The organism is Pantoea sp. PvP021, assembly GCF_054056055.1.
Map to the genome: position 1 here is coordinate 256,268 of NZ_JBSRXX010000004.1, position 25,249 is coordinate 281,516.

Below are 25,249 nucleotides of genomic sequence, written 5' to 3' on the forward strand. Positions count from 1 at the left end.
ATTTCAGGAGAGCCTGTTGAAGCTGATGCACAGCAGGCAAACACCTATGTTAAAGAAAATAAATATTTACACCGGCATTAGTGCCATCATTTTCATGTTCACACTTTTACTGTTGGCGCTGACGTCTTATTCAGTGTTTAACTCGCTGGGAACCAACACAAACTTTAAACATATCCTCGTTGCCTCTGATAACAACGATCAGATGAGGGATGCCGCTTACAACATTTCAGCTGTAATGGCAAATACCAACGGTCTCATGCTGCAGTCGATGCTCGGGCAGCCCGTATCCAGAGAGCTCTCAGAACACACCCACAACGTCCTCGTAAAAGCACGAGGAAATATTGATGCTTTTCTGGCATCTCCTTTCAATACCGCAGAGGAAAAGGGTGCTGCTGAAGAAATCAGGGTTGCCTTTGATAACATTTATCAGGTAGCACAGCAGCGGTTTGACTTTCTGAGCAATCCACGTGGTTATACAGGTTCCCTTGAAAATGACATGCAGCTGCGCACAGTACTGCGTGAAAAAATTGGGCGTTACGCTGAAGTATCAAAGCAGAACAGTCAGAGCTATATCAACGAGGCTGAACATGACAATCTCGTTATGATTGTTACGGGCAGCATTGTGATTATCTTTTCCTTAATCCTGTTAATGGGCGTGCGCTTCTGGCTTCGTCAGGCACTGGTGCGTCGTATGGAAGCCACGATTGAAATTCTGAGACGTGTTGCTTCTGGTGATCTCAGTAGGGCAATCGAAAACAGCAGTGATAATGAAATCGGCAAAATGCTGCGTGAACTGGAATTCATGCGTAATACACTGACTGATACCATTCTTGGTATCCGTCAGAGCGTACTTACGATCCACGCCAGCGCCCAGGAGATATCGACCGGTAATAATGATCTCTCATCTCGTACTGAAGAGCAGGCTTCTGCACTGCAACAGACTGCTGCCAGTATGGAACAAATCAAGACAACGGTTCGTCAGAACGCCGACAATGCACATACTGCAAAACAGCTGGCTGAAAGTGCAAGCGGGAATGCTCAGCAGGGCGGTAATGCGATGAAGAATCTGGAAGAGATCATGCATTTGATATCCAACAGTTCCCGCCAGATAGCCGATATTAATGGTGTCATTGACAGTATCGCCAATCAGACAAACATTCTGGCCCTCAATGCAGCTGTCGAAGCTGCTCGCGCAGGTGAGCAGGGGCGCGGCTTTGCGGTAGTGGCAGAAGAAGTTCGTAATCTTGCGCGACGTAGCGCTGAAGCTGCAAAGGAAATCAATCAGCTTATTAATACCTGTGTCAGTAATATGGATGTCGGTTCCCATCAGGTAAAACAGGCAAGCTTAGTTATGGATGACATTGTGACCTCTGTTGCACAGGTCACGCAAATTATGGGTGAGATTACTTCTGCATCAGACGAGCAGAGCGCCGGCATTAATCAGATTTCCCAGGCGGTTAATGAAATGGACCTGGTAACTCAGCAAAATGCAGCAATGGTAGAAGAAGCCGCTATGGCCGCTCGCGATCTGGAGAATCAGTCAGATACACTTGAAAAGCTGGTGGGTCAGTTTGAACTTGATTCCGATCGACGCACAGATAAAACTGTGTTGTTACAGGATAAAACACTTGTCCGTCAGCGTATTGCTCCTGCCACAACAGATAACGCTGAGTGGGAGACCTTTTAAAGAAGTTTGAATACACAATGAACTTTACTTTTTGCGGCTTTAATTCCTAAGCAGTGACGTCAGATTCTAAATAGCAGATTGGATATTTTTGTAATAGCTTATTGCGCTATTCGATCTCACCTCACCATCGGATAATAGGTGGCTGAAATTCAGGTGGGGGACGAAGTGGAAGGAATATATACAGCTGAAGGCATTAAGGATAAAGAATCATTGTGGTCTGGTTTCTACTATCTTGTCCGGAAGGAGGCTTTGAAATTCCATAAGCGCCTTCCGGCCAGTGTGGAATTGGACGACTTAATCCAGGCCGGTGCAATAGGTTTCTTAGGTGCAATTGAAAATTATGATCCTAAAAAAGGAGTAACTTTAAGTGCATGGATTACGCAACGTGTGCGATGGGCATTCCTCGATGAACTACGTGAAAGAGACTGGGTTCCAAGGCGCATAAGAACACATTCTCGCGAGATCGTTTCTGTTATACAGAAAATTGAACAGGAGATGGGTAGAGAAGCAACCGAAACTGAAATTGCACAGGAAATGGGAGTTTCCATTAATGAATTACATAAAGTTCTATCGGATAACAACTCAAGTCAGATTTATTCTATAGAAGAGTTGCAGGAAAACTATGATGATTCCTGGGAAAGTAACGGCAACGAGCAGGAGTCTCTCGACCCGTTTAACGAGGCATTCAGGGAAAATATAACGAATGTACTTGCAAAGCACATTCGTTTTCTACCCGAACGAGAGCAGCGGATACTACAAATGTACTATCAGCATGAGATGAATATGAAAGAAATCTCTCTTATTCTTGATCTAACCGAAACCCGGATTAGTCAGTTGCATAGTCTTGCAATAAAAAGGTTACGCAGTCGATTAAATCAGGATAAATTTGAATAACATTTCTGTAACATAATTTAGTTAAATGCGGTGTTAATCTGAGAATCTTCTTAAGACTTTCGAGATTAAGAACGTTTAACAACCGTTTAATTTGATTCAGATCAACGAATTAACGTGTTTAATCCGAAGTGGGAATTTTCTGGTCTGTTGTTCAGGAAAGTTCTTAAGGTTATGATTTTTCCACTCCCGGAGACAGCATTCTTCATGCAGAACATGCGGTATCGATATTCTCCCCTCTTTGGGCGGAGATGCCGAAATTTTGCCATGTGTAATAGAAGCTGTATCCGTTGTTGGTTTTATTTTAACTGTTACTTCTTATAATACTTATACGTTGAGGTGTAGTGCCATGTCTGTTTCAAATGAATATTTGCAGGATATCCACGATATAAATCTGTCTTATCTTCTGCTCGCACAGCGTCTGATTCGTCAGGATAAATTTGCTGCAGGTTTTCGTCTCGGCCTGACCGAGGCCACATTGGATAATCTAAAAGAGTTGTCATTGCCTCAGTTAATGAAACTCGCATTCACGAACCAGCTTATTTGTCGTCTGCGTGTGGATAATGAAGTTGTCATTGAAAATCTGACAAAAGATTCGCGTATTGAAGCCTTGCAGCAGGTGCATACTGGCATCATTCTTTCCACAGAACTGCTCAATGCAATCAGTGAAGAGGAGCCTGTAGAGGTAAAAAGGAATGAATGGAATGCGCGATAAAAGTCTGCTTCAGGATATCTATCAGACTCAGGTTGCTGTTGAGTTAATCTCACTCGGCGCGAGAATGCAGGTGCTGGAAACGGAAACAACTTTAAGTCGTCGCCGGCTACTTGGGTTGTACAAGGAGCTTCGTGGTAATCCGCCCCCAAAGGGAATGCTTCCTTTTTCCGAAGATTGGTTTATGTCATGGGAGCAGAATATTCACTCTTCAATGTTTTACAATATTTACCTTTATCTGAAAAAATCAGAAAAGGGTCGGTCAATTGAAATTCTAATGAAGGCGTACCGGTTATATCTGGAGCAGTGCTGTCCTGAACCTGCAGATAAAATCGTACTGGATCTGACGCGTGCATGGACGCTCATTCGTTTTATTGATTGCGGAATTATTACCCGTAAGACCTGTTGCGTTTGTCGCGGTGGTTTTGTGGTGACTGTGGAATCAGTAAAACACCCGTTTACCTGTAGCCTGTGCAGTCCGCCTTCAAGAGCGTTAAAGAAATCGAAGGTATCCCTGATGACACAGGAGCCGGTACAGGCTTTGTGCTGAAAGGTTTAAATGCCTCAATTCTGTCCATGTAATGATGTAAGTAACGCTTCGCAGGCAGCACGAATTTCGGCGTGCTGCTTTAATTCGTTAAGGGAGGTTTTGTGCTGGTTCTCATTGGCTACTGCATTGTTATTGCCACCGTTTTTGGTGGTTTCTACATTTCCGGCGGCAACCTTGCTGCTCTCTTTCAGCCGATAGAATTACTGATCATCGGCGGTGCCGGGCTGGGCGCTTTTATCGTTGGAAATAATATCAAAGCGCTCAAAGCAACGGGTAAAGCGCTGGTTAAACTGATAATCAGTAAAAGATATAACAGAGCTGTTTATATGGACCTTATGGCTCTTCTGTTTTTGCTGCTTACGAAAAGTCGCGTTCAGGGCCTGATGTCACTTGAGAAAGATGTTGAAGACCCGAAAAACAGTGAGATCTTCAGTGCCTATCCCCAGCTGCTCAACGATCCGGTACTCAGTACATTTATTCTGGATTACTTTCGCCTGATGGTAGGTGGCAGCATGAATGCACATGAAATTGAAGCGCTTATGGACGAGGAAATCGAAACCTGCGAAGAGGAACTGGAGGTTCCTGCTAACAGCCTCAATAATGTTGGCGACGCTTTTCCTGCGTTTGGAATTGTCGCAGCGGTCATGGGTGTAGTTAACGCACTAGCCGCAGCAGACCGTCCGGCGGCAGAACTCGGTGAGCTTATTGCTCATGCTATGGTTGGAACGTTTCTTGGCATACTTATTGCATACGGGTTTATTCTTCCGTTAGCCACCCTATTGCGTCAGAAAAGTTCCGATCAGCTAAAAATCCTTCAGTGTATCAAAGTCACGCTCCTGTCAAGCCTTAACGGTTATGCGCCTCAGATAGCCGTAGAATTCGGTCGTAAAACCATTTACACAAATGACCGGCCATCCTTTGAGGAGCTTGAAAAACATGTTCGTGAGGTTAAATCAGTCAGTAAAGCCAAAGGCTCGTCTGCGGACGCGGCAGCATGAAAAACAACGCTCCAATCATCATTTCACGCAAACGTGGCAGGAAAAAGCACGCTCATCATGGAGGAACGTGGAAAATTGCCTATGCCGATTTTATGACTGCAATGATGGCTTTTTTCCTGGTTATGTGGCTGTTATCTCAGTCCAGCGAAATGGATAAGCAGCAGATTGCAGGGTACTTTTCTGCGCCACTGAACCCGGCTCTGGCCAAAGGGAACCGGACAAGCCTCAGTGACAGTGTCATTCCAGGTGGAGGTGCAGATCCGTTAAAACAGGATGGTGAAGTAAATCGAAGCCAGGCTGTACCGGGGAAGCGAATTATGATGGCTGATAACCTCAGGCATGCTAAACGCAAACTGCAACAGATGATCGAAACAGATCCGCGATTAAATAATTTTAAATCAAATCTGCTGCTCACTCTGACCAACGACGGTTTGCTGATACAAATAACCGATTCTCAGCAGCGTCCGATGTTCAGGCTGGGCAGTGAAATGCCCGAATCCTATATGGACGGCATATTACAGGCAATGGTCCCATTACTAAAAGAGCTGCCAAACAAAATAAGCCTGACAGGACATACCGATGCTTTGCCCTATTCAGGCGGAGTGGGTGGTTACAGCAATTGGGAGCTATCTGCAGGGCGTGCTAACGCTGTACGGCGAGTATTGGTAAATAGCGGCCTTAACGATGATCGAATTCTGCGTGTAATCGGCACCGGAAGCCAGATGCCGCTTGAAGATATAGATAAAGATGATCCGCGTAACCGCCGCATAAGCATCCTTGTGCTCAGCAGGACGAGAGAAAATGAGATCATGGCTAAAAATGCACTAATGCAAAATATGCAGGCAGACAACAGCGAAAGTAATGTTAGCCACGTTCAGGGCTTTACCGATGGAAATTAACGAGTTCTCAGGTGTATTTTTCAGTGAAGCAGAAGAACTGCTGGCCGAGATGGAGCAGCAGTTGCTTAAGCTGAACATTGACAGGCCTGACGCAGAGGAACTTAACGCTATATTCCGTGCCGCGCACTCTCTCAAGGGGGGAGCTGGCACGTTTGGGTTTTCCCTGCTCCAGCAAACCACACATCTGCTTGAAAACATTCTGGATAACGCGCGAAGCGGCAGGCTGACGCTCACGAGAACCATTATCAATCTGTTTTTACAGGCCAAGGATATTATGCAGGCGCAACTGGAAGCTTATAAAACATCACAGGAACCCGATGAAGCAGGTTACCTGTACATAACTGATGCACTTCAGCAAATTGCACTACAGGAAAAAGCATCAGCATTACCGGATCAGGCAGATTCCGGGAACAAAGCGATCAGGAATTCTGCGGAGTCGTTGCTGACTGTATTAATCAAAGATGTTGATGCTGAGGAACAAATCCTTCTGAAAGAGGAGCTTACTCATCTTGGAGAACTGGTAGACGTATCATCAACGCCCACCAGCCTCTCAGTCAGGCTTCTTACAAGCGCGAGCGGAGAGGACATTGTTTGCGTACTCTGTTTCATACTGGACGAGTCTCAGATAACTGTACGACCCGAAGAAGTCTGTAATACGCCAGACGGAAATACTGACACTCCTGCTATTGCCAATACCCAGATTGCACAATCATCGCGGCCATCTCCACCTGAAACAGGAAATATACGTGTTGCAGTGAGCAAGGTGGATCAGATAATCAATCAGGTGGGTGAGTTGATCATAACCCAGGCAATGCTGACAGAGCTCACCAGTCATTCTGATACCGGTAGTAGTGATCGTCTTCAGCAATGCGTGGCGCAGCTTGAAAGAAATACCCGTGAGCTTCAGGAGTCAGTAATGTCAGTGCGGATGATGCCTATGGACTATGTATTCAGCCGCTTTCCGCGATTAGTACATGATCTTGGTGCTCGTCTGAATAAAGAAGTTGAATTGATTCTTATTGGTGGCACCGCTGAACTGGATAAGAGTCTTATCGAACGCATCATTGATCCTCTTACTCATCTCGTACGAAACTCGCTCGATCACGGCATTGAGCCTGTGGATGAACGTGTTGCAAAAGGAAAACCAGCAACCGGAAAACTGACTCTTTCAGCAGAGCATCATGGCGGTAACATTATTATTGAAGTGTCTGACGATGGTGCCGGGCTCAATAGGGAAAAAATCCTTCAAAAGGCACGATCTCAGGGATTGATTGTCAGTGACACGTTGAGTGATGAAGAAGTATGGATGCTGATTTTCTCAGCTGGTTTCTCCACAGCAGAAAGTGTTACAGATGTTTCTGGCCGCGGTGTCGGTATGGATGTCGTCCGCAGAAATATAAATGCAATGGGAGGACATGTTGATGTTTCTTCCAGATTGAATGCCGGCACAACGGTCAGGATCCTTCTGCCACTTACGCTTGCCATACTTGATGGCATGCTCGTACAGGTTGAAGAAGAGATTTATGTTTTGCCTCTTGGTGCCGTTATGGAATCGCTGCGCCCAACTCCTCAAATGATACGTGGATTTGTAGGTGGAGATCGACTTCTGCATGTAAGAGGGGAGTATCTTCCGCTTATCAGGCTGCGCGAACGCTTACGGGTATCAGACCCTACAGAAAGCGCTGATGGTATTGTTGTTATTGTTCAAAGTGCAGGTTGTCGCTATGCATTATGTGTAGATCAGCTGATCGGGCAGCAGCAGGTTGTTGTAAAAAACCTCGAGCAGAATTATCGCAAAGTGCAAGGCATCTCTGCTGCCACAATTCTTGGCAACGGAAGCGTAGCGTTAATTCTTGATGTGGCAGAATTATTCGTTTTTGACAAACATAAAAAGAAGATTCCCGAATGTATATCTCGGGTTGACGGAGTAACAACATGACATTATCGGAAGAGCATAAGATGAATAAAAATGACACCTATCCACAGGATTACCTTGTATTTCGTTTAGGCAACGAGGAATACGGTACTGATATTCTTAAGGTACAGGAAATACGCAACTGTGAACGTATGACCCGAATCCCGAGTGCACCTGCTTTTGTTACTGGCGTTACGAATCTGCGTGGTGTAATTGTTCCTATAATCGATCTCAGATTGAGATTTAAGCTATCTACAGTGCATGATGATATCCAGCCTGTTGTTATTGTTCTTAATCTGGAAGAACGGGTAGTGGGTGTGGTGGTGGATGGTGTTGTTGATGTTATTACTCTTAACACTGAGCAGATAAAGCCAACACCCGATATGGCTTCAGTATTATCAGATCGTTATCTGGCAGGGCTTGGTGTTGCAGACGGTCGTATGATCATTCTTGTCGACATCGAAAAATTGTTAAGTACAGACGAACTTGAGCTTATACATGCCCAGGCAGAAGGCAAGTTGTGAAATTCTGATATCAATATAACTTCTGGGTACTATAAAATATAGTTATTATAATGAAAGTAAAATTTATAGGCTTTCGGTATGCATGTTAATGCGACGTGTCGGAAGCCTATCATTGCGCGAAAGGTATTGACTGATAAGGTATTCATTCTCTTACCAGATAATCTACCCAGCGTGAAATGTGTGTTTAAAAGCTGCATCTTTTTTTCTGATACTGATATACGATAATTGTTAAATTCCCTGGTGAGGCAACAATTACAATGAAAAAAATCAATGCTTATTTTTTTTGCAAAAATTTAGTACCCAACGCTTAAATTTAGGGCATTCGATATTTTCTTCCGCATATTTCAGGATTACTATTCTTGATGCCAGATCATGCTCATCACAGATAGCAGGCATCGTTGTAGCGCGCTTTATCATTGTCAAAAGAACAACTTTATGAGCAAATTGCTTAACACACATCTAATGACCACTTATGGTTGAATAAAAAATAAGTGACATGGAGCTGCATATCACCCCCCGTTGATAAAGATAATACTAGGCCAATATCAGCCACATTCAACAATGCGTTTATCATTTAATATTAATTAATCATTAATAATGAGTTTTAATAATTAACATACAGGCGGTGAAGGGCATGACATTGGTATATAGACCGAAAAATGATGATGTAGTCACCAACTGAAGTTACTGATAGGAGCTTTTTCCAATCTCTTTAAGTCTGACCTTAATTTTTATGCATACATGCTAACGTAAAGGAGGGAATTTTTCGTTTAATTCTAAATTGGATTTTCGGCATATGAATTATCTGGGGATTGGAATCATATACTCATACTGACAAGTTATGGCAATCTTGGTTGAAAAGATGTGATATATCTTGCAAAAATAAGTTAATGGATTTCTATAAAGAATAAGATTTTTCATTATTCTAATGATACTTTACATGTATAAAATATGAAACCTTCAGCTGAAAATGCTTTGCAGGATTGGATTAAAGTTTGCAAGAAAAATTGATGTAGAGTATGACTGGCTACTAATTTTAAAGAAAGATGAACCACATTATCAACTTTTTAATTGTTAATAACTGCTGAATTTAAGAATCATTTGGCGGAAGTCTGTTTTTCTATAATTGATTAGCACAATAATTATCATTCTTTCTTTAGAGTTCAAAGGATATTACAATAAGTCTCAGTTATGTATGCTTTTATAAGATTTATATGCATATGAAAACTTTTTGGCTATCGATTCTGGTGTTGGTACGGATAGCTTAACGTTAAAGTATCAGGTGTTATAACGAAAGATCTTTCATTCAGCCGGTTCATAAATGGGCCCAAACAAAATCTAACGAAAATTTTAAATTTTATTGGTAAGTATAAAAAATGAATAAAGAACAGTTTATGGCTGCAGCCGGCATCAGTGAAGCCCTTACAGAAAGATGGTATTTGCATGTTAGCATGGCAATGAATGAGTTCAGTATTGATACGCCGAGACAGCGGGCACATTTTATAGCTCAGACAGGTTATGAGTCCGGTGGGTTTCTCACGCTTAGCGAAAATTTTAATTATTCGACAGAAGGACTGAAGGTTTTCGGGTCAAGATTAAGTAACCAACAGCGTGAAAAGCTTGGACGCAAACCCGGGCAAGGATCTTTGACGCATGAGGAACAGGCTGCAATAGCAAATCTGGTTTATAGTGGTCGTTTCGGTAATAACAACATCGGTGATGGCTGGAAGTTTCGCGGGCGCGGTCTCAAACAGATCACCTTTTTTGAAAACTATGAAGCATGCGGAAAAGCGCTGAATCTGCCGCTTATTATTGAGCCAGATCTTTTGCTTCAGGATAGTTACGCTGCGCGCTCAGCTGGCTGGTACTGGGCCTCACGTTATTGTAACAGATATGCTGATGCCGGTGATATTGGTGGACTCACACGCATAATAAATGGTGGCAGCAATGGGCTACAGGAGCGTATAATTAAAACGAAAATGGCTCTAAATGTCTTGTCAAAATAATTTTTTTACATCGATCTGTTCATTACTTTCTTACTATGAGATCACTTATACCGTATAAAGTAATCATCATGATTTCCCATCATTTCCATCACGGCGCTAGTCATGAAATGTTTGCTAGCTATCATTAATGATATGCTGGCTTTAAATTTTTGAATGTTCGGTCTGGAAGAATTGAAAATAGCCATCAGGAGAAACATAACATCACCGGCATATTTTGAGAAAAACCACCGCAGGTAAATATGCTTGCTACTCAGGGATAGAATACTCTTCTTTTCCTGTAACCTGTATTTCAGGTCATCACTTCCTGTCTTCACTGATTTTAAAAGTATTGCTCTGATTGTATATATACACAATGCGGTGTGGGAAGTGGGTCAAAGGTTATACATAGTGCTGAGAGTTAATACGGTTGGTGTTTTTGTACTATTTTCAGTTTGCACTTTTCCTAAGAGAAATATCCTTATAAAGATTTTATCACATAAGTATCACATCATACGTGTCAGTTATGCTCGATTGAAGATTTAATGAATTGTACTTGCTATACGGTCTGCTGATAAACAGCTTGTGTATTTTAATAAGCTTCGTGGAGAGCCTAGGGATTATCAGTGTGGTCCGGGTAGTTGTGATGTTACCTTGTCTTTCCACTAGTTGATTTATATTTTCAGTATTATCAAATTTAAATTGCCTTTTACAAATGAGCGAAGGGCGGTATTTAACAATCTTTAGCTTGTACAGGGCGATAAGCTGGAGCAATTTTTGCTGGAGAGCGCGATGTCAAAATTTTCTTCCTCACTGCACGCGGATACACCTTATGTGACTGTTAAAAGTACTATCGGTCCCGTCCGCACGCTTACCTTTCTGCGCCTTCCGGATGAACAGTGCACATCGGTAAAGTTCCGTGCTGCGCGCATCCTCACTTCCCGCGTCGCTAACAATTTAGTTGAGCGAACCACCCATCAATACGGTGCCAGGGCACTAAAAGATGAACGGGATAACTTAGTGCCAGACGCATCGACCGTCCTCGGCATCGGCGTCCACTCTGTGAGTTTGTATACCGCCGACAGCGACCGCATTTTTACAATGGCCGACGCTGCAGGTCGATCAGTTATGGTCCGCAATGCACAGGACACCGTCACGGCGTATTTTTATGAACACCCGGAGCTCGGAGCGCGTCCACTTTTAATCACGGAAACGCCGCCAGGCGGTGTTCCGCGCGCGCGATCTATGACGGTTTGGCGTATGCCCGGCAGCGAGCACCGGGCGCGAAACCTCGCCCTTATGCCGCTGACAGAGTATGACAACGCAGGCTCTTCAGCGATGCTATCAATGTCATTGACTGGCCAGCCTCTGGAAGCAGAGCAGCGGCTTTTGCCTGCCGACGCGCCGCCGCCCGACTGGGGCCCGGACTCGCCGTGCATGGAAGTGTCCCTTATCACCTCTGGTGCCTGCGACGCCACTGGTAGTTTACTCTCTCAGAAAGATGCCGCGGGGGGAGTTACTACCACGGCATATAACATCACTGGCGCGGTGAGCCGGGTCAGCCTCACGACCAGCGATGGCATGGAGTATGGTGCACTCTCGTCCGTAAAGCGGGCCGCAGACGGACGTGTGATCATGCAAAGCGCCGGTAACGGTATGGCGCAGGTATGGGAATATGATATGCGTACGCGGAGGCTCTCGCGGCATCTTACCCTTAACCGCGATGGTGTATTGCTCAGCGAACTGCGGTACACGTATGAGCCGGCGGGAAACATGCTAACTCTTAGCAACGCGGCCGTGAATACTCAGTGGCACCGTAATGGCGAAAGCGGCGGAGTTCGGGCTTATTTATACGACACGGTCTCACGTCTGTTAAGTGTAGAGAGCCGCCAGAAGAAGGTCGCCGCGAGCCGTCCGGGGCCATTTCCGGGACAGCAAGCAGACGGCAGCGCGGGACTAACATGGGTACGTTATGCTGAATGCTATACGTACGACGACGGCGACAACCTGATAAAAACTGTGCGCAAAGGGAGCGCCTGCGGCAATGGATGGACGCGTAACACGTTAATGTCGCGGCGTAGTAACCGGGGAGTGATCGTGACCACCCCCGGTAAATTAGCGGGCTCAGAGGTGCGGCTGACTACTTACGCGGGGGGATGTGAATGGCGACAGCGCACAGAGCATGAAAACCTGCTGAGCGCGGAGGCTGTCATAACGGAGGTAGCATGCTTACGTGTAATCCGCACCCGGGTGAGTGGACAGACGGCTTGGCTGGCGCGCTGGTCATGGCGTGATCATCTGGGAAGTCTGAGTGGTGAGACAGATGAAAACGGATCGGTGAGTTCGCGAGAAGAATATGCGCCTTACGGCGAAAGCCTGGGAGCTGATGATGATGAGTTGAGCATAAACAAACGAACGCGACGTTTCAGCGGTATGGAGCGGGACGCGACTGGCCTGTATTATTTCGGGTGGCGCTACTGTCAGCCTGGTGCCGGCAGGTGGCTGAATGCTGATCCCGGCGGGCTGATTGACGGAGTCAATCTTTTTAGGTTCTGCAAGACAAATCCAATTAGATTTATTGATGCGGACGGAAAAAAACCGAGTCCTGCCCCTGAAAATTATTTCAACGATCCCCGGATGAATGATCCAGATACTAAAAAAAAGGTGGCTGAGTTGCTTGAAATTTATCCATTAGGTGATGGGCGTGGGTATGAGCACTTCGGTACTGACACGATTGATATGTTGAAAAAGTGGAACAGCAGGCAAGGCAGAAGTTCTGCAAAAATTGATCACATCGAGTACGGCGCATTAGAAATGTATACGCGTACCTACATGATGACAAATCAAGCGTTACTGGATGATTCACCTGAAGAAAGCCTGAAAAATTATGTCAGTGCCGCGAACAGCGGAATAAAGAAATTAGCTGAAGCTGATGGCAGGCAGAGTGAGAGTTTTCTTTTTCTCGGAATGAGACTTCCTGCAGATAACTTTTTCATTCGATTAAATTCAGGGGATGTGTTTAGAACCAAATATTTCTTTTCAACAAGCCGGTCAATGAGAACAGCCAAAGATTTTTCACGTCCGGTTTTTGAAGGCCAATATCCCGTTTTAATAGGGTTGCCTGGGGCTTACGGCAGTGATATTTCTTCAATTTCGAGTGAGAGTTATGAGAAGGAAGTTGTATTTCCGACGCAAACAAAATAGAGAGTTCTATTCAGTCATTCAATGCCGCAGGAACTGTCATTCGAAAGATACCGATTCGAGAATGACAGTGGCATATGTGAAGGGATTAGATACACGGGAGTGAAAAAGTTTTTAACGTTAGAAGAGGTGGTTGCTACGCCAAAACGCAGAAACAGCCTGAGTGATTTTCGCAGGGATAATATGTCAAAAATAAGCGTTTTAAAAAGGAGTACCAGTATTAACTTAACTTAGGATTCATCTGGTTAAGATTTGATGACACATAACTCGCAACCGGCATTTTGATGAAAATGCGCCACATCGCGCTGGTCGCGTACCATAACAGTACCACAGGAGTTTAATGCCAGACTGCAGCAATCGGGCATGGCTCCTCTCTCGGACCGGAAATATGACTTATGCTTTCACGCTATTTGTTGCTGACCTTTTCTTCTCACAGCGAGCACGCTGATGTCCAAATTCTTACGTCGAGCGCCTTTAACTGAAACATCAGTGACAAATATGCCCATATGGCCGTCGTTGTCAGGCAACCTCAGCGCAATGATTACAGGCATTCAGTGTCATGAACAGTGAGTGAATCAGTTAATCCAGTGTTTCAGTGATTAACACGCGCAGCAAAGCATTTTGCGACGTCACTGATTTTGTCGTCAAGATGAAGCATACCATGGTGGTTAGTCTGCGGGCATGATTTTGCCACGTGTTTAATTTATCAAAAGTCTTTCATCGCGTGGACCGGTGCTAAAATCGGTATAACTCAGTCCGGTTAAGTGGTGTGGAATATTCAGCGATTGACAGACCGCTTTAATCGGACTTACTTTCCTTTAAGCGGTCTAGTATTTGGAACAGCTATTGAGGCGAGGCTTCAGTTCCGCATGGCCTTAGCAACCATAGCACCTTAAAGGCTTAGCCGTAAGTTTAAGTAAATCAGTCAGTATAGTATTCCTCCGGTAATAGCTCAGATAAGATGCAGACTGCTCTCTGCATCTTATTTACAACGACGTCATACCTGCGACGGCATAGCACTTTCGCTACTGACGGTTGTACTGTCCTGGCAGAATAATTTTTGCTCGAAAACATGCATTTTCGTCAGCATGCAGGACAGAATGTCCGCAAGGATTTTTTTCATTGTTTTCAGCATCTGACTCGCAATACTGGACTATGATTTCCTTAAACCTGCCGGATAACGGCTTTCAGTCAGTTTCAACGTTAGAGATCAGCTTAATGTTTAAGACCAGCAAAAGCCAAAAAGATTAAAAATTGATATCCTGTAGGACGGCAGAAACTGCACACGATCGACTGTACCCACTTCTTTAACAAGTAAAAATGTTGATATAATCACTATCTGATTATGATCAGAACAACAAATTTCTGATAAACCCCCCGGATGAGTTTCATAAACAAATGACAGAATTAGCAGGACTTAATTTGGAATTCTCAAATGTCTATGTTGGACACCTTGCCTGGTGTGGACTCGTAGCTTTGCATTTGGCGCGGAAATGCGGAACAGTCAATTCTCCAGCTCAGGAAAACCTTTTTTTATGCAGATGGCTTGCTACTGCTGAAAAGAAGCGGCTCTTTCGCCGCGAACTGGCAAATGATATCCGCTGGTTGCTCAAGGAAGGAAGAAAAAAGGGGCTGCGGGCAGATTTACCGGGTAAGCTGGAGTATCTCTGGCGCGCCAGCACCGGGAGCCTGCTGGCACAGAATGACCTTTTCAGGCTACAACACGTAATGCACGCTATCACCCTAACAGGTATCAATTACGGCGTGTTGACTGAAACTGAGTGGGAGGGACGTCATGCTATCAGGATAAGCCCAAAGGTAGCGGGGCTGTTTATCAGAAGAGCAGACCTCGACAATGGTTTTAATGAATATGGTATCCAGATAGCACCGCTGGCAGTGCGAATTACAGCCGATATTCCAGCAGTAGATAAACTTTTGTCGCGGGCTGGATGGAGGCGAGAGTATGATAACACTGCGCCGTACCTTCACCGACTTATTGCCAGTGTACATGATAATAGTGGTTCTGATACCAGTCGAGAATATGCAGAAAGCGACGAGTAACTTAAGCTGATATCGCAAGGTGATTTTTAGTTATACGTATTAATGCTATGTATGTGATTAAGTTGCAGACAAAGCTCATTGAGCTGTAGTAAACCCGTTCATGATGATGCTAGCCCGCCAGATTGATGCCGGAAGCTCTAATGCATTGAAACTGCATCTAATTAACTTTGCTATCTAAAAATGATAAAAAGTATCCAGTTGGAATCAGTATGTAGTTAACGTTCGGCATTTCAATGGTCATAGTAAGGCCAGATGACAGACAAATGGCAAACTAGCGCCAGATAGTGGTTTATAGCCATTACGTGGAACGCGCCCATTATCAATGATATGATGATTTTATAAACAGAAACAACTGACGTTATGAATTTATGGTAAAATAAACTGTCTGCAAATATTCTGAATCTTATATGTTCATTTATAATGCCGCATACTCGTCGACCTCGGGATTATCTACACATTCAGCTCAACAGCAAAGGATCACAATATTGTAATAAGATGTTTTCCCCAACAAAACCAACTAGACCATTATTGCCATCGGTATGCTGGCCGGGCTGATATGGGCTTGCCCGATTTTCTTCATCTGTCGGCACCTGTGCGCGTTATATGCTGCTGTTTCTCTTCTCCCAGCGTTTTGGCTTTCACGCTATATTTTCCGTAAGTTATTAAACCTTGACTGTGTCCGCTTCTGGTGCTGCCTTTTGTCGTGCTTATGACCGGCTTGCTACACTGAAACTTTCCGGAGCTCCCCGCCGATGAGTTTCATTCCAGAAACAGTGCCATAATTTTGTTCATGCCGGGAATGACGATGCTTTTTTTTTAGACCCCGTATTCCATGAATCCGGCAACATCTCCCACAGCAAATATAACTAATCGATGTGGCGAAACGCTTTTACACTGGGCGTGACCGCCACCATGACCGGTCAGTTCTGGCTGCTGCTGTTGTTCCTGGCCCGTTGGCTCTTTACGAGATTAGCGATTATTTCTAAATCATTCTCGGCCGCCATGTTGCGGCTTACAATGATGCTTCTGATGCTTCTGATGCTTATTTTCATCACGATTGTAGACAAAAAAGTGCCAGATAAATCACGCTGGTAGCGCACTACCACTTGTCTGATAATGACTTCGCTATTGCTGACACATCTGCTGGCCAGTATAGCATTATGTGCGTGCAGACGGCTATTTCTGTACGTTAGATCGTATTTATGGCGTGGTGATTTCATTCATCATTTTTGCCAGATTGCTGTTAGTGGTGCGGTTTAAAGGTCTTGCATGATCGCAGGATGTGAGCAATATGAATACTTTTATCATGATGATGGCGTTACCGGGCTATGGCTGTTTTAGCTACATTCGCCGGTCATCGACCCATGGCGCATTATGGTGAAAACCCAGCAGGCACGCTAAGAATAGGGCGAAGCTTTAGCAGACACGGCGGATCTCAAGGTATGGTGGCTCGTCGTGTAAAGCATTTGTTGCAGCTGAATGCACGACTTCAGTGGCTAAAGGACCTGGTGAGGTTAAAAGGCGTGCTGATACAGATCCTGCCAGGTCATAATACGGCAGGCATTCAGCCTGACACGATTAATCTCAGGCAAGCAATCTCGCCACGCCCGGGCAACGAAACGCCACCAGAAAGCTGGTGGCAGGCGCAGAAGAGTAGGTAAAGGCATTGATTACTTGCCCGGGGGAGGTCGGTTCCTGCTAGACCTTAATGCAGGATCTTAACTACGATGGATTGGCTGAAATGCTAGTGTACATCCTTCATTGATCCGACATTGTTATATACAACCGGAATGGCAACTTATGGTGACAGATTGGAAGCACAGACGTGACGAAAACGCCGACAGCGGCATCCTCAAAACTACGCCCAACGCCCAAAGCGTGGCGTGATCCGGAGATCGACGGCCAGCGCCTTCCAGTTGAATACTAAACTTACTAATGGGCCGTAGGGACTGACTCAGCCTTGAGCCAGCCCCAGTTGTGTTCAACGTTAAAATCGTTCTGAGTGCAGCAATAATCTCCAATCATATATAAGGTAGTCGATTCTGATTCGTCCAGGATATATTTAAGCCCTGCACATACTGACTATCATTCCATGTCATTTAGACAATCACGATGCTTTATAAAAAGTTGCAGAGTAAATTTGAATATCCGCCCGCGCTGACACCCTGCCAGTTGAAACCACATTATTTAAGATCTGGATTTTTTATATTTTCATCTGATAATGCTTGTGAAATTAATGTTATTACTATCATTTCATCCGCAGGCTCATCTCACGCTTACGTTTAAAATAATCTTCACCACATTCAGCTGAGCAGAAAGCCGTTTCTGCAACAACAGGTTCGTATTTGCACCATATACACATACCGTTCAAACTTCTAGGGCGGGATTTTCTGGCCAGAAAGGCTGCCTGAAGATGTGCTTCCACGTGTTTTTGTGCCAAATCAGCTTCGTCCATATCATTTTCCTTTGTTGTTAATTCCAACGGTAAATATATTATTAGCCATACCCGCTACACGCTTTGTCTGGAGGTTTTAAGTTACTTTAATGCAGTCGACTAACCAGCCCATGTGAATATCAAGCGCAGTGATAGGCTTGTTGATTCATTTTATTCTCTATTATTTCTTAGCGCTTAGTTTACAATGAAAGGGATCCTGCCCCTAAAAATTGCATTTGAAATGGTAAAGAATATGTGCTTTAAGAAGTTATAGTCCAATTTTTAATTGTAGGAGGTCTGTAAGCTTATAATATAGAGGTTTTCTATACCAGATTGGAGAAAAATGAATGCATATGAGCTTGTTGAATCTCTTACAATGTGATACTTCCTGATGAAACGTTAGCAAAATTCTACAGCCTAATAATAAAGTTAATTACACCCCTGGAATAAACACATTTTTCCAAATGTGAAATTATAGTATTTTGCTGATTTAGATGTACTGAATAAGTCATGTTTAACTCCTGTCAGGGCGGTATAATAGTGTGCCACACAGAAAAAACACTAAATGGTTATGGCGAAAGGTATTTAGACCAGGCTGCGGAACAGTCTACTTTAATGTGTGGATTAAACTTTTCCAAAAGCATACTTTGAGTGTGGTTTTGCTGTTACTGGAAAGCTGCAGTGTCAGTTATTTTGTAAAATACGCCAATATGGCTATCTAAAAATACCATAATAATTATTTCCTCATCCATAAATTAATTTATGGCTGCTTATAAAATTGGAAATATTAAACATAACCGCATATCTCTTGTCAAAATTAAAGGAAGGTGTTTTGCTGAATAATCTTTTGTTTCTAAAAAAAATAGCCAGCCTGGTCGTTGTCTTTTCATTTTGTGCGGCTTTCTGGGTTGCCAATGGACGCAATCAAAATCTGGCCAATGAAAATCAGCAGCTGAGAGAAAGAATTGTTGCTAACGAGGAGGGTCATAAATTACTGACTACAGAAAATGCCCGACTTAATGAAGGTATCCATAAACTTCATAAAAAATTTGATGATTATAATAAAATAATGAATCAGGCCTTCAATGAACGCTACGAAAATGCGCAACAATATAAGGTGTTATATGATGAAATCAAGATCTTACTTACGGAAGATAACTGTTCCCGTGATTATATTAACAACCACATTGTTGAGCGGTTGCGGAACGCAGCAAACGCTGCCGGCAGCGCTTCAACCAGCAACGACGTCCCCGTGGGTTATACCAGCATCACTGATAAATCCAATTGATGTCCCTGGTCCGGGAAAAGACATGACCTATGGGGATGCTGTAGAACTGAATATAGTACTTTACAGTATCCTAAGTCAGTGTAACAAAGATAGAAGCACACTGAGAAAATTAGAAGCTAAAACAAAATTAAATAACTAATTCAGAATTTATCGGGCATTGCAGCTGAGCGCTCAGTGGCTTTGCTGGATAAAAATGAGGCGTTTATTAAAGCTAAGGTTTATCCGCTGTCTCTGTGTAGGTTTGTCAATTCAATAAGTATTATCCGGTTTATATAAAAAGCCGCCTTAACCAGCGTGAACCAACAAAGAAGGCAAAATGTTCGCTGATATTAACATGGAAATCTCTTATCTAAGTCTCGCCATAAGGATCATTTTCAGCCGTTTACCGTCCTCAGTCGTCTCTGCTTTTGATGCATTAGTTGATAACTCAGTAATAAATGAAAATGAAACATTTATTCTTTAGTCGATTAGTCATGCGAAGCGAACAAAAAACCACCATTAGGTTTTGCGATCTAATCGAATATCGCTGCCGTCAGAGCAGGGAAATACATTTAAAATGTACTGTGAAGAGCTCATCTTAGGGCGTAACCGGTATTATGGCTCGGTGCTGTTAACTGGAAAGTCGCGACATGGGGATCAAAGTATGCCTGTTTCTCGGAGAAACTGTAGTCAGGTTCGGTTGTTTAACCATCTTGATGCGTACAGTTTCAAAATTTGAGTTTATTATCAGTCCTTAGGTTAGTATATTACCGCCCTCGTAACCAATAGTGAGATCACTCCGGTTGCTCAGCGGGTACAGAATTCCGATATTTAATAGATAATCCTTCTAAGTGCCCGGGCCGGGCGTCACGATAATCGTTGGCATAGTATTTAGGTATCTACGTGTTGTCCTTATTCCAGACCTGCACAATGAACGCGCGTGGACCATAATCACTGGTTGGTGCCATCCAAGAATATGGCACCAATTGCCCCTGCTCTCAATTTCTACTGTGCCGGCTGCTTTATAAGTTCACGTAACAACCTGCAGATATGTTCAAATGACCAGTAGCATGAACGTCCTGCGGGTAAGGATTTCAGGCCTTCATCCCCCGTCAGCGTAAACAAGTTAATCCAGCGTCCGGCAGATGAACAGGCGCAACACTGCGTTCTGACGACATCGCTGACACAGTCTCCCCGGTGCAGCATCAGCATGGCGGTCAGCCTGCGGGCATGATTTTTATCACGTGTTATATGGATTGCTTTCTGCAACAGGCGTCGTTCGTTACGGAGAATGGGTACTACGATCGGCATCGCTCAGTCCGGTGAGTGATGTGAGATATTTGGCGATTGATCAGATCGCACAATCCGGGCTGAGTTCCCTTAAAGGGATTTACTATTCCGCGCAGCTATTTATTGAATACCAAACAGGATGACGCATAAAGTGTATTTCTGAAACCGTAAATTCAGATGCGGTTTTGCAACTTCAGCAATCATCTGCCAGCCACAGTCATTATGCTGATGATTGATCTCATAAAAAAACTGAACTTTATAAGCGTGCCGTCCTGTTATTACTGGTTCTGTAAAAAAGCAGATACAGAACGCAGATAAGGCAATCTGAAGCGATTCAGACTGAAACCATGCAGTAGGACGCGGCATGCTCTGCAGCGCACAGAGGTTTGCCCCCTGGGCTTACTGATTAAAGCCGTGAAAATATATGTGCGAAACAAATGGGCTTTAAAAGCTTCTTCTCAGGGAAGGTGAAACATAACAGGATTTGTCAGTCAGATCCTGTCGAAATTAGAAGGCTATGCAAATGTCAGTCATACATTCTATCTCATCCTCAAATACTGCCCGCCTGCATGCAGGCACGCCCCGGGTAACCGTCTTCCCTGGTCTGGCAGGAAAGGCTGCAGATAATCGCCGGTCTGTTATACGCACCATAGATTTCTGCTGTCACCCGGACACACTGTCGGTGAAGGACGCGCTGGTCACCCGCCACCGACACGATGCCCGCGGCTTTCTCACGCACAGTACCGGCCCCCGCCTGCACCGCACCGGACGTGTCAGCTTTACCTACGTCAATGCCCCCGGCGGCAGCCTGCTGCGCGCGCAGGGCGCGGACAACGGCACCCGCATTACGCTCAGCGACGCCGCCGGACGGCCCCTGGCTGAGGTCAGCGGCATCTGCACCGCTGACGACGGCACCAGCGACCGCAGCCTTGCTGTCGCCCGCGCCTGGCACTACGAAGACGACGCCCTGCCTGGGCGTCCCCTCAGCGTCTCGGAGCAGGCCGCTGGCGAATCCGCCCGCGTCCCGGAGCGCTTTACTTACGCCGGCCGCACTGATGCGCACAGGGCCCGGAACCTTGCCGGTGCGTGTGTCAGCCAATGCGATACCGCCGGGCTGCTGCACACCGGCAGCGCTGCTCTGACCGGCGTGACCATGTCCGTCACCCGGCGCCTGCTGAAGGACGCTGACAACCCGCACGTGCAGGCGGACTGGCAGGGTGAGAATGCGTCAGCGTGGAGCGACCTCCTTACCGCAGACGGTGAGGGATATACCACCCTGACCATTGCGGACGCCACGGGCGCGGTGCTGGCCGCCACCGATGCAGAAGGTAACCTGCAGCGGGCGACCTTTGACGTCGCCGGCCTCCTCTCGGGCAGCCGGCTGACCCTGAGGGGCGGCAGGGAACAGGTTATCGTGGCGTCTCTGACGTACTCGGCCACCGGACAGACGCTGCGCAAAGTCCACGGGAACGGCGTGGTGACCTCGTACGCGTACGCGCCGCAGACGCAGCGCCTGAGCGGAATTAAAACGGAGCGCCCTGCCGGACACCCTTCCGGGGCGGGGGTACTGCAAGACCTGCGCTGCGTATACGACCCGGGGGGCAACGTGCTGAGGGTCCGCAACGACGCGGAAGCGACCCGCTTCTGGCGCAATCAAAAGGTGGCACCGGAGAGCACGTACGCCTACGACAGTTTGTACCGGCTGGTCCGGGCCTCCGGGCGGGAGATGGCCGGTGCCGGTCAGCAGGGAAGCGGCCTGCCATCTCCCGCCGTTCCCCTGGCCGCGGGCGGCTCTGAGTACACTGGCTACGTCCGCACCTACGCCTACGATGCGGACGGCAACCTGACGCAGATATGCCACTGCTCCCCGGCCACAGACAGCAGCTACACCACGGACATGACGGTGAGCGACCGGAGCAACCGCGCCGTGCTGAGCACCCTGACGGATAGTCCGGCAGAGGTGGATGCGCTGTTCACGGCGGGAGGGCAGCAGAAACAGCTGATGCCGGGGCAGCATCTTATCTGGACGCCGCGCAGTGAGCTGCTCAGGGTCAGCCCGATACGGCGCGGAGACGAGGCGGACGACAGCGAGAGCTACCGGTATGACGGTGGCAGCCGGCGCATCCTGAAGATGAACCGGCAGAAAACCGGCGGCAGCACTCAGACGCGGCGGACGCTATACCTGCCGGGGCTTGAGCTGCGCAGCACCTGTGCGGGCAGCGCGGAAACGGAGCGCCTGCAGGTGATTACCGTGGGCGAAGCGGGCCGGGGGCAGGTGCGGGCGCTGCATCGGGACGTCGGCAGGCCGGATGGTATCACCAGTGACGCGCTGCGTTACAGCTGTGACAGCCTCACCGGCAGCAGCGGGCTGGAGCTGGATGATGACGGAAAGGTCATCAGCCTGGAGGAGTACTACCCGTACGGGGGCACGGCGGTGTGGACGGCGCGCGGCGCGGCGGAGGCTGACGGTAAAACCGTGCGCTACTCGGGCAAGGAGCGTGACGCTACGGGGCTTTATTACTACGGGTACCGTTACTACCAGCCTTGGGCGGGCCGGTGGCTGAGTGCGGACCCGGCGGGCACTGCGGACGGTCTCAACCTGTTCAGGATGTGCAGGAATAATCCTGTCACACTGAAAGACAGTGACGGACGTTTTTCAGAACGCGAACGTGAACAGACGTTTGAGGCATTAGTTACAGCCAGGAACAGTGTGGCGCGGGCAATCTATATACTTGACGCAATCCCACATGAAGCCGGGCAGACTATGCGAACATTTTTTGGGGAAAAACATGAGGATGTTCGTGAAAACGTACTTTCTGCTTGGTCTGCATCCCGGAATATTCTCGGGAAGTATATCGAAGTGTTTCAGGAACCCGGCCAGTACAAAATCATCAGGGAAGAATCTGATGACCCAAAAGATGTGGCATTGTGGAATGATATGGAAAAAGCCATTTACGTGTTTGATGGTTTTTTTACCACAGACTTTAATGCAAATAAACAGGCAGCTGCAATGATTCATGAGGCAACGCATGTCGATACCGATCCTGACATTAACAGTCAGGGCGCTGACTCCCGTGACCACTACTACCTTGCTGACGACTTTCCGGAAAAAGATTCAGAGAAGACTCTGAACGGCACGGGGATTAGAACCAGTCGATTTCACGCGGTAAAAGACACATTTAAAAAAATCGCTTCAATACGAAACTACTCAATAGATGACATCAGAAAAGTTCAGCAGTACAAAACCCGCGAGGTCAAAATGTGGTACAACGGAAATAATGTAATGACGCTTTCTGATGTGGTGGTACTGTTTAACAGCGACAAAGAGTTGCAGGCGCAGGTGGCTGCAGACAATGCTGATTCTCTGGCTTATGCGGCTATTGATCTGGGAAACAGATTCGAATCAATTATTCAGAAGCATAGCGGGCACTGCTGGTGACAGCTTTTAACGGGAATGCAACATTATGCGTGCAGCTGAGATGGCACATTAAGGACATCAATCGTGTTTTTTTATTAGATATGGTCGCGACCTGAAACTTCAATTTATTTATTATAGAAATGGGCTGGCTTATAGTCATATTTAGAAAAAAATGAATGTGCTTGCTTATCGCGTTAAGTAAAGAAATCAGGCATGCCCGATAACAATTACGAGTACATTTTGATATAAGGGGATAAGTGTATTAGTCGCGACTTGATCTGACACTGTACCCTGAAAGGTTGAGAGTTACTGGTTTTGACATGGGTGTCCAATCCTTATACAAAACACGAGGTAACTCTCATGATTCATACTAACAATCCCATCATCAAACACAAAGCCGGCCTGCTCAATCTGGCCGAAGAACTCGGTAACGTATCAAAAGTCTGTAAAATCATGGGTGTCACGCGACACGTTCTACCGCTTCCAGGAGCTGGCTGAAGAAGGCGGCATTGACGCGCTGGTTAATCAAAATCGTCGGGTGCCCAACCTGAAGAGTTGGGCCGATAAAGCCACTGAAACGGCGGTTGTTGAGTACGCCGTTGAGTTCCCGGCCCACGGTTAGCACCGGACCAGTAATGAGCTGCGTAAAAAAGGCGTGTTTATCTACGGTAGCGGCGTGCGCTCTATCTGGTAACGACATGACCTGGAGAGCTTCCGTAAGCGGCTGAAGGCGCTTGAGGAAAAGGTCGCCAGAGAAGGCATTGTGCTTACCGATGCTCAAATCGTTGTGCTGGAGAAAAAGGCGCACGATGACGAAGCCTGCGGTGAAATCGAAACGGCTCACCCGGGTTATCTGGGCTCGCAGGACACCTTCTACGTTGGCAATCTGAAAGGCGTGGGCCGCATCCACCAGCAGACGTTCGTGGATACGTACTCGAAAATGGCTCACTGCAAGTTGTATACGAGTAAAACGCCGATCACTGCTGCCGACCTACTTAATGATCGGGTACTGCCGTTCTATGAGGCTCAGGGGCTGTCGATGTTGAGAATACTGACCGACAGAGGCACAGAGTATTGCGGTAAAGTAGAGCAACATGGTTATCAGCTGTATCTGATCATCCACGATATCGACCATACGAAAAAAAAGGCGATGTCCCCGCAAACGAACGGTATCTGCGAGCGCTTCCATAAAACCATTTTGCAGGAATTTTATCAGGTTACGTTCCGCAAGATGCTATATGCATACCTGGAGAGCCTGCAAATGGATCTGGACAAGTTGTTGTGGCATTAAAATAATGAGCGAACTCATCAGGGGAAAATGTGCTGCTGGCGTACGCCAATGGCCACGTTACTTGATGGCAAACGGGTCTGGGCAGAAAAGAATCTGAACCAGATTTAATCTCACAGACACCTGTATAAA

General features: G+C 46.1%; 16 protein-coding genes and 2 pseudogenes. 16 read left to right on the forward strand and 2 right to left on the reverse strand.

The genetic code is table 11. The annotated features are described in order from the left end of the window. Positions 1–46 precede the first annotated feature (46 nt). The 12 genes from ACVKSX_RS14280 (at position 47) to ACVKSX_RS14335 (ending at position 16,515) form a co-directional block, all read left to right on the forward strand. Positions 47–1,687, forward strand: a complete 1,641-nt coding sequence (locus tag ACVKSX_RS14280) for a methyl-accepting chemotaxis protein (RefSeq protein WP_163762677.1) — start codon at positions 47–49, stop codon at positions 1,685–1,687. Between the two features lie 165 nt (positions 1,688–1,852). After that, the gene (locus tag ACVKSX_RS14285; RefSeq protein ID WP_307378613.1) at positions 1,853–2,581 is read left to right on the forward strand and encodes an RNA polymerase sigma factor FliA; all 729 of its coding nucleotides are present in this window, start codon (positions 1,853–1,855) and stop codon (positions 2,579–2,581) included. A gap of 346 nt (positions 2,582–2,927) precedes the next feature. Continuing rightward, complete coding sequence (gene flhD, locus ACVKSX_RS14290) at positions 2,928–3,293, forward strand: flagellar transcriptional regulator FlhD (protein ID WP_307378468.1); 366 nt, start codon at positions 2,928–2,930, stop codon at positions 3,291–3,293. Beyond that, positions 3,283–3,840: a flagellar transcriptional regulator FlhC gene (flhC, locus tag ACVKSX_RS14295; RefSeq protein ID WP_132499865.1), complete on the forward strand. Its 558-nt coding sequence runs from the start codon at positions 3,283–3,285 to the stop codon at positions 3,838–3,840. Before flhD ends, flhC begins: the two co-directional genes overlap by 11 nt. Positions 3,841–3,941: 101 nt before the next feature. Further along, complete coding sequence (gene motA, locus ACVKSX_RS14300) at positions 3,942–4,838, forward strand: flagellar motor stator protein MotA (protein ID WP_132499866.1); 897 nt, start codon at positions 3,942–3,944, stop codon at positions 4,836–4,838. Further along, positions 4,835–5,737 (forward strand): flagellar motor protein MotB, encoded by a 903-nt coding sequence (gene motB, locus ACVKSX_RS14305; RefSeq protein WP_307378463.1) that lies wholly within the window; start codon positions 4,835–4,837, stop codon positions 5,735–5,737. The genes motA and motB overlap by 4 nt, the downstream gene beginning before the upstream one ends. Next, the gene (cheA, locus tag ACVKSX_RS14310) at positions 5,727–7,676 is read left to right on the forward strand and encodes a chemotaxis protein CheA (protein ID WP_163762647.1); all 1,950 of its coding nucleotides are present in this window, start codon (positions 5,727–5,729) and stop codon (positions 7,674–7,676) included. The genes motB and cheA overlap by 11 nt, the downstream gene beginning before the upstream one ends. Continuing rightward, positions 7,673–8,176 carry a chemotaxis protein CheW gene (locus ACVKSX_RS14315; RefSeq protein ID WP_163762648.1) on the forward strand — a complete coding sequence of 168 codons (504 nt, stop codon included), beginning with the start codon at positions 7,673–7,675 and terminating at the stop codon, positions 8,174–8,176. The genes cheA and ACVKSX_RS14315 overlap by 4 nt, the downstream gene beginning before the upstream one ends. A 1,376-nt stretch (positions 8,177–9,552) precedes the next feature. Next, positions 9,553–10,182 carry a glycoside hydrolase family 19 protein gene (locus ACVKSX_RS14320; protein ID WP_163762649.1) on the forward strand — a complete coding sequence of 210 codons (630 nt, stop codon included), beginning with the start codon at positions 9,553–9,555 and terminating at the stop codon, positions 10,180–10,182. A 768-nt stretch (positions 10,183–10,950) separates the two neighbouring features. Further along, positions 10,951–13,362, forward strand: coding sequence for an RHS repeat-associated core domain-containing protein (locus ACVKSX_RS14325; RefSeq protein ID WP_307378460.1), 2,412 nt, complete (start codon positions 10,951–10,953; stop codon positions 13,360–13,362). A 1,395-nt stretch (positions 13,363–14,757) separates the two neighbouring features. Next, positions 14,758–15,420 (forward strand): DUF2913 family protein, encoded by a 663-nt coding sequence (locus ACVKSX_RS14330; RefSeq protein ID WP_132499874.1) that lies wholly within the window; start codon positions 14,758–14,760, stop codon positions 15,418–15,420. Positions 15,421–16,293: 873 nt separating this feature from the next. Beyond that, entirely contained in the window at positions 16,294–16,515 is a 222-nt protein-coding gene (locus ACVKSX_RS14335; protein WP_354439162.1) for a hypothetical protein, read from the forward strand. Between the two features lie 1,153 nt (positions 16,516–17,668). On the opposite strand, the gene ACVKSX_RS14340 is transcribed toward ACVKSX_RS14335, so the two are convergent. Next, positions 17,669–17,875 (reverse strand): hypothetical protein, encoded by a 207-nt coding sequence (locus ACVKSX_RS14340; protein WP_163762652.1) that lies wholly within the window; start codon positions 17,873–17,875, stop codon positions 17,669–17,671. An 811-nt stretch (positions 17,876–18,686) separates the two neighbouring features. On the opposite strand from ACVKSX_RS14340, the gene ACVKSX_RS14345 reads away from it, so the two are divergent. Then, positions 18,687–19,142, forward strand: a complete 456-nt coding sequence (locus ACVKSX_RS14345) for a hypothetical protein (RefSeq protein WP_163762653.1) — start codon at positions 18,687–18,689, stop codon at positions 19,140–19,142. After that, positions 19,045–19,281, forward strand: coding sequence for an Rz1-like lysis system protein LysC (gene lysC / locus ACVKSX_RS14350; protein WP_423241766.1), 237 nt, complete (start codon positions 19,045–19,047; stop codon positions 19,279–19,281). The genes ACVKSX_RS14345 and lysC overlap by 98 nt, the downstream gene beginning before the upstream one ends. 860 nt (positions 19,282–20,141) lie before the next feature. Here the strand turns inward: lysC and ACVKSX_RS14355 are convergent. Beyond that, positions 20,142–20,432: pseudogene (locus ACVKSX_RS14355) on the reverse strand (IS630 family transposase); the annotation flags it as partial. Between the two features lie 502 nt (positions 20,433–20,934). Here ACVKSX_RS14355 and ACVKSX_RS14360 point away from each other — a divergent pair. Further along, positions 20,935–23,850: an RHS repeat-associated core domain-containing protein gene (locus ACVKSX_RS14360; RefSeq protein ID WP_197745986.1), complete on the forward strand. Its 2,916-nt coding sequence runs from the start codon at positions 20,935–20,937 to the stop codon at positions 23,848–23,850. Positions 23,851–24,189: 339 nt separating this feature from the next. After that, a pseudogene (locus ACVKSX_RS14365) lies at positions 24,190–25,228 on the forward strand (IS481 family transposase). Positions 25,229–25,249 lie beyond the last annotated feature (21 nt).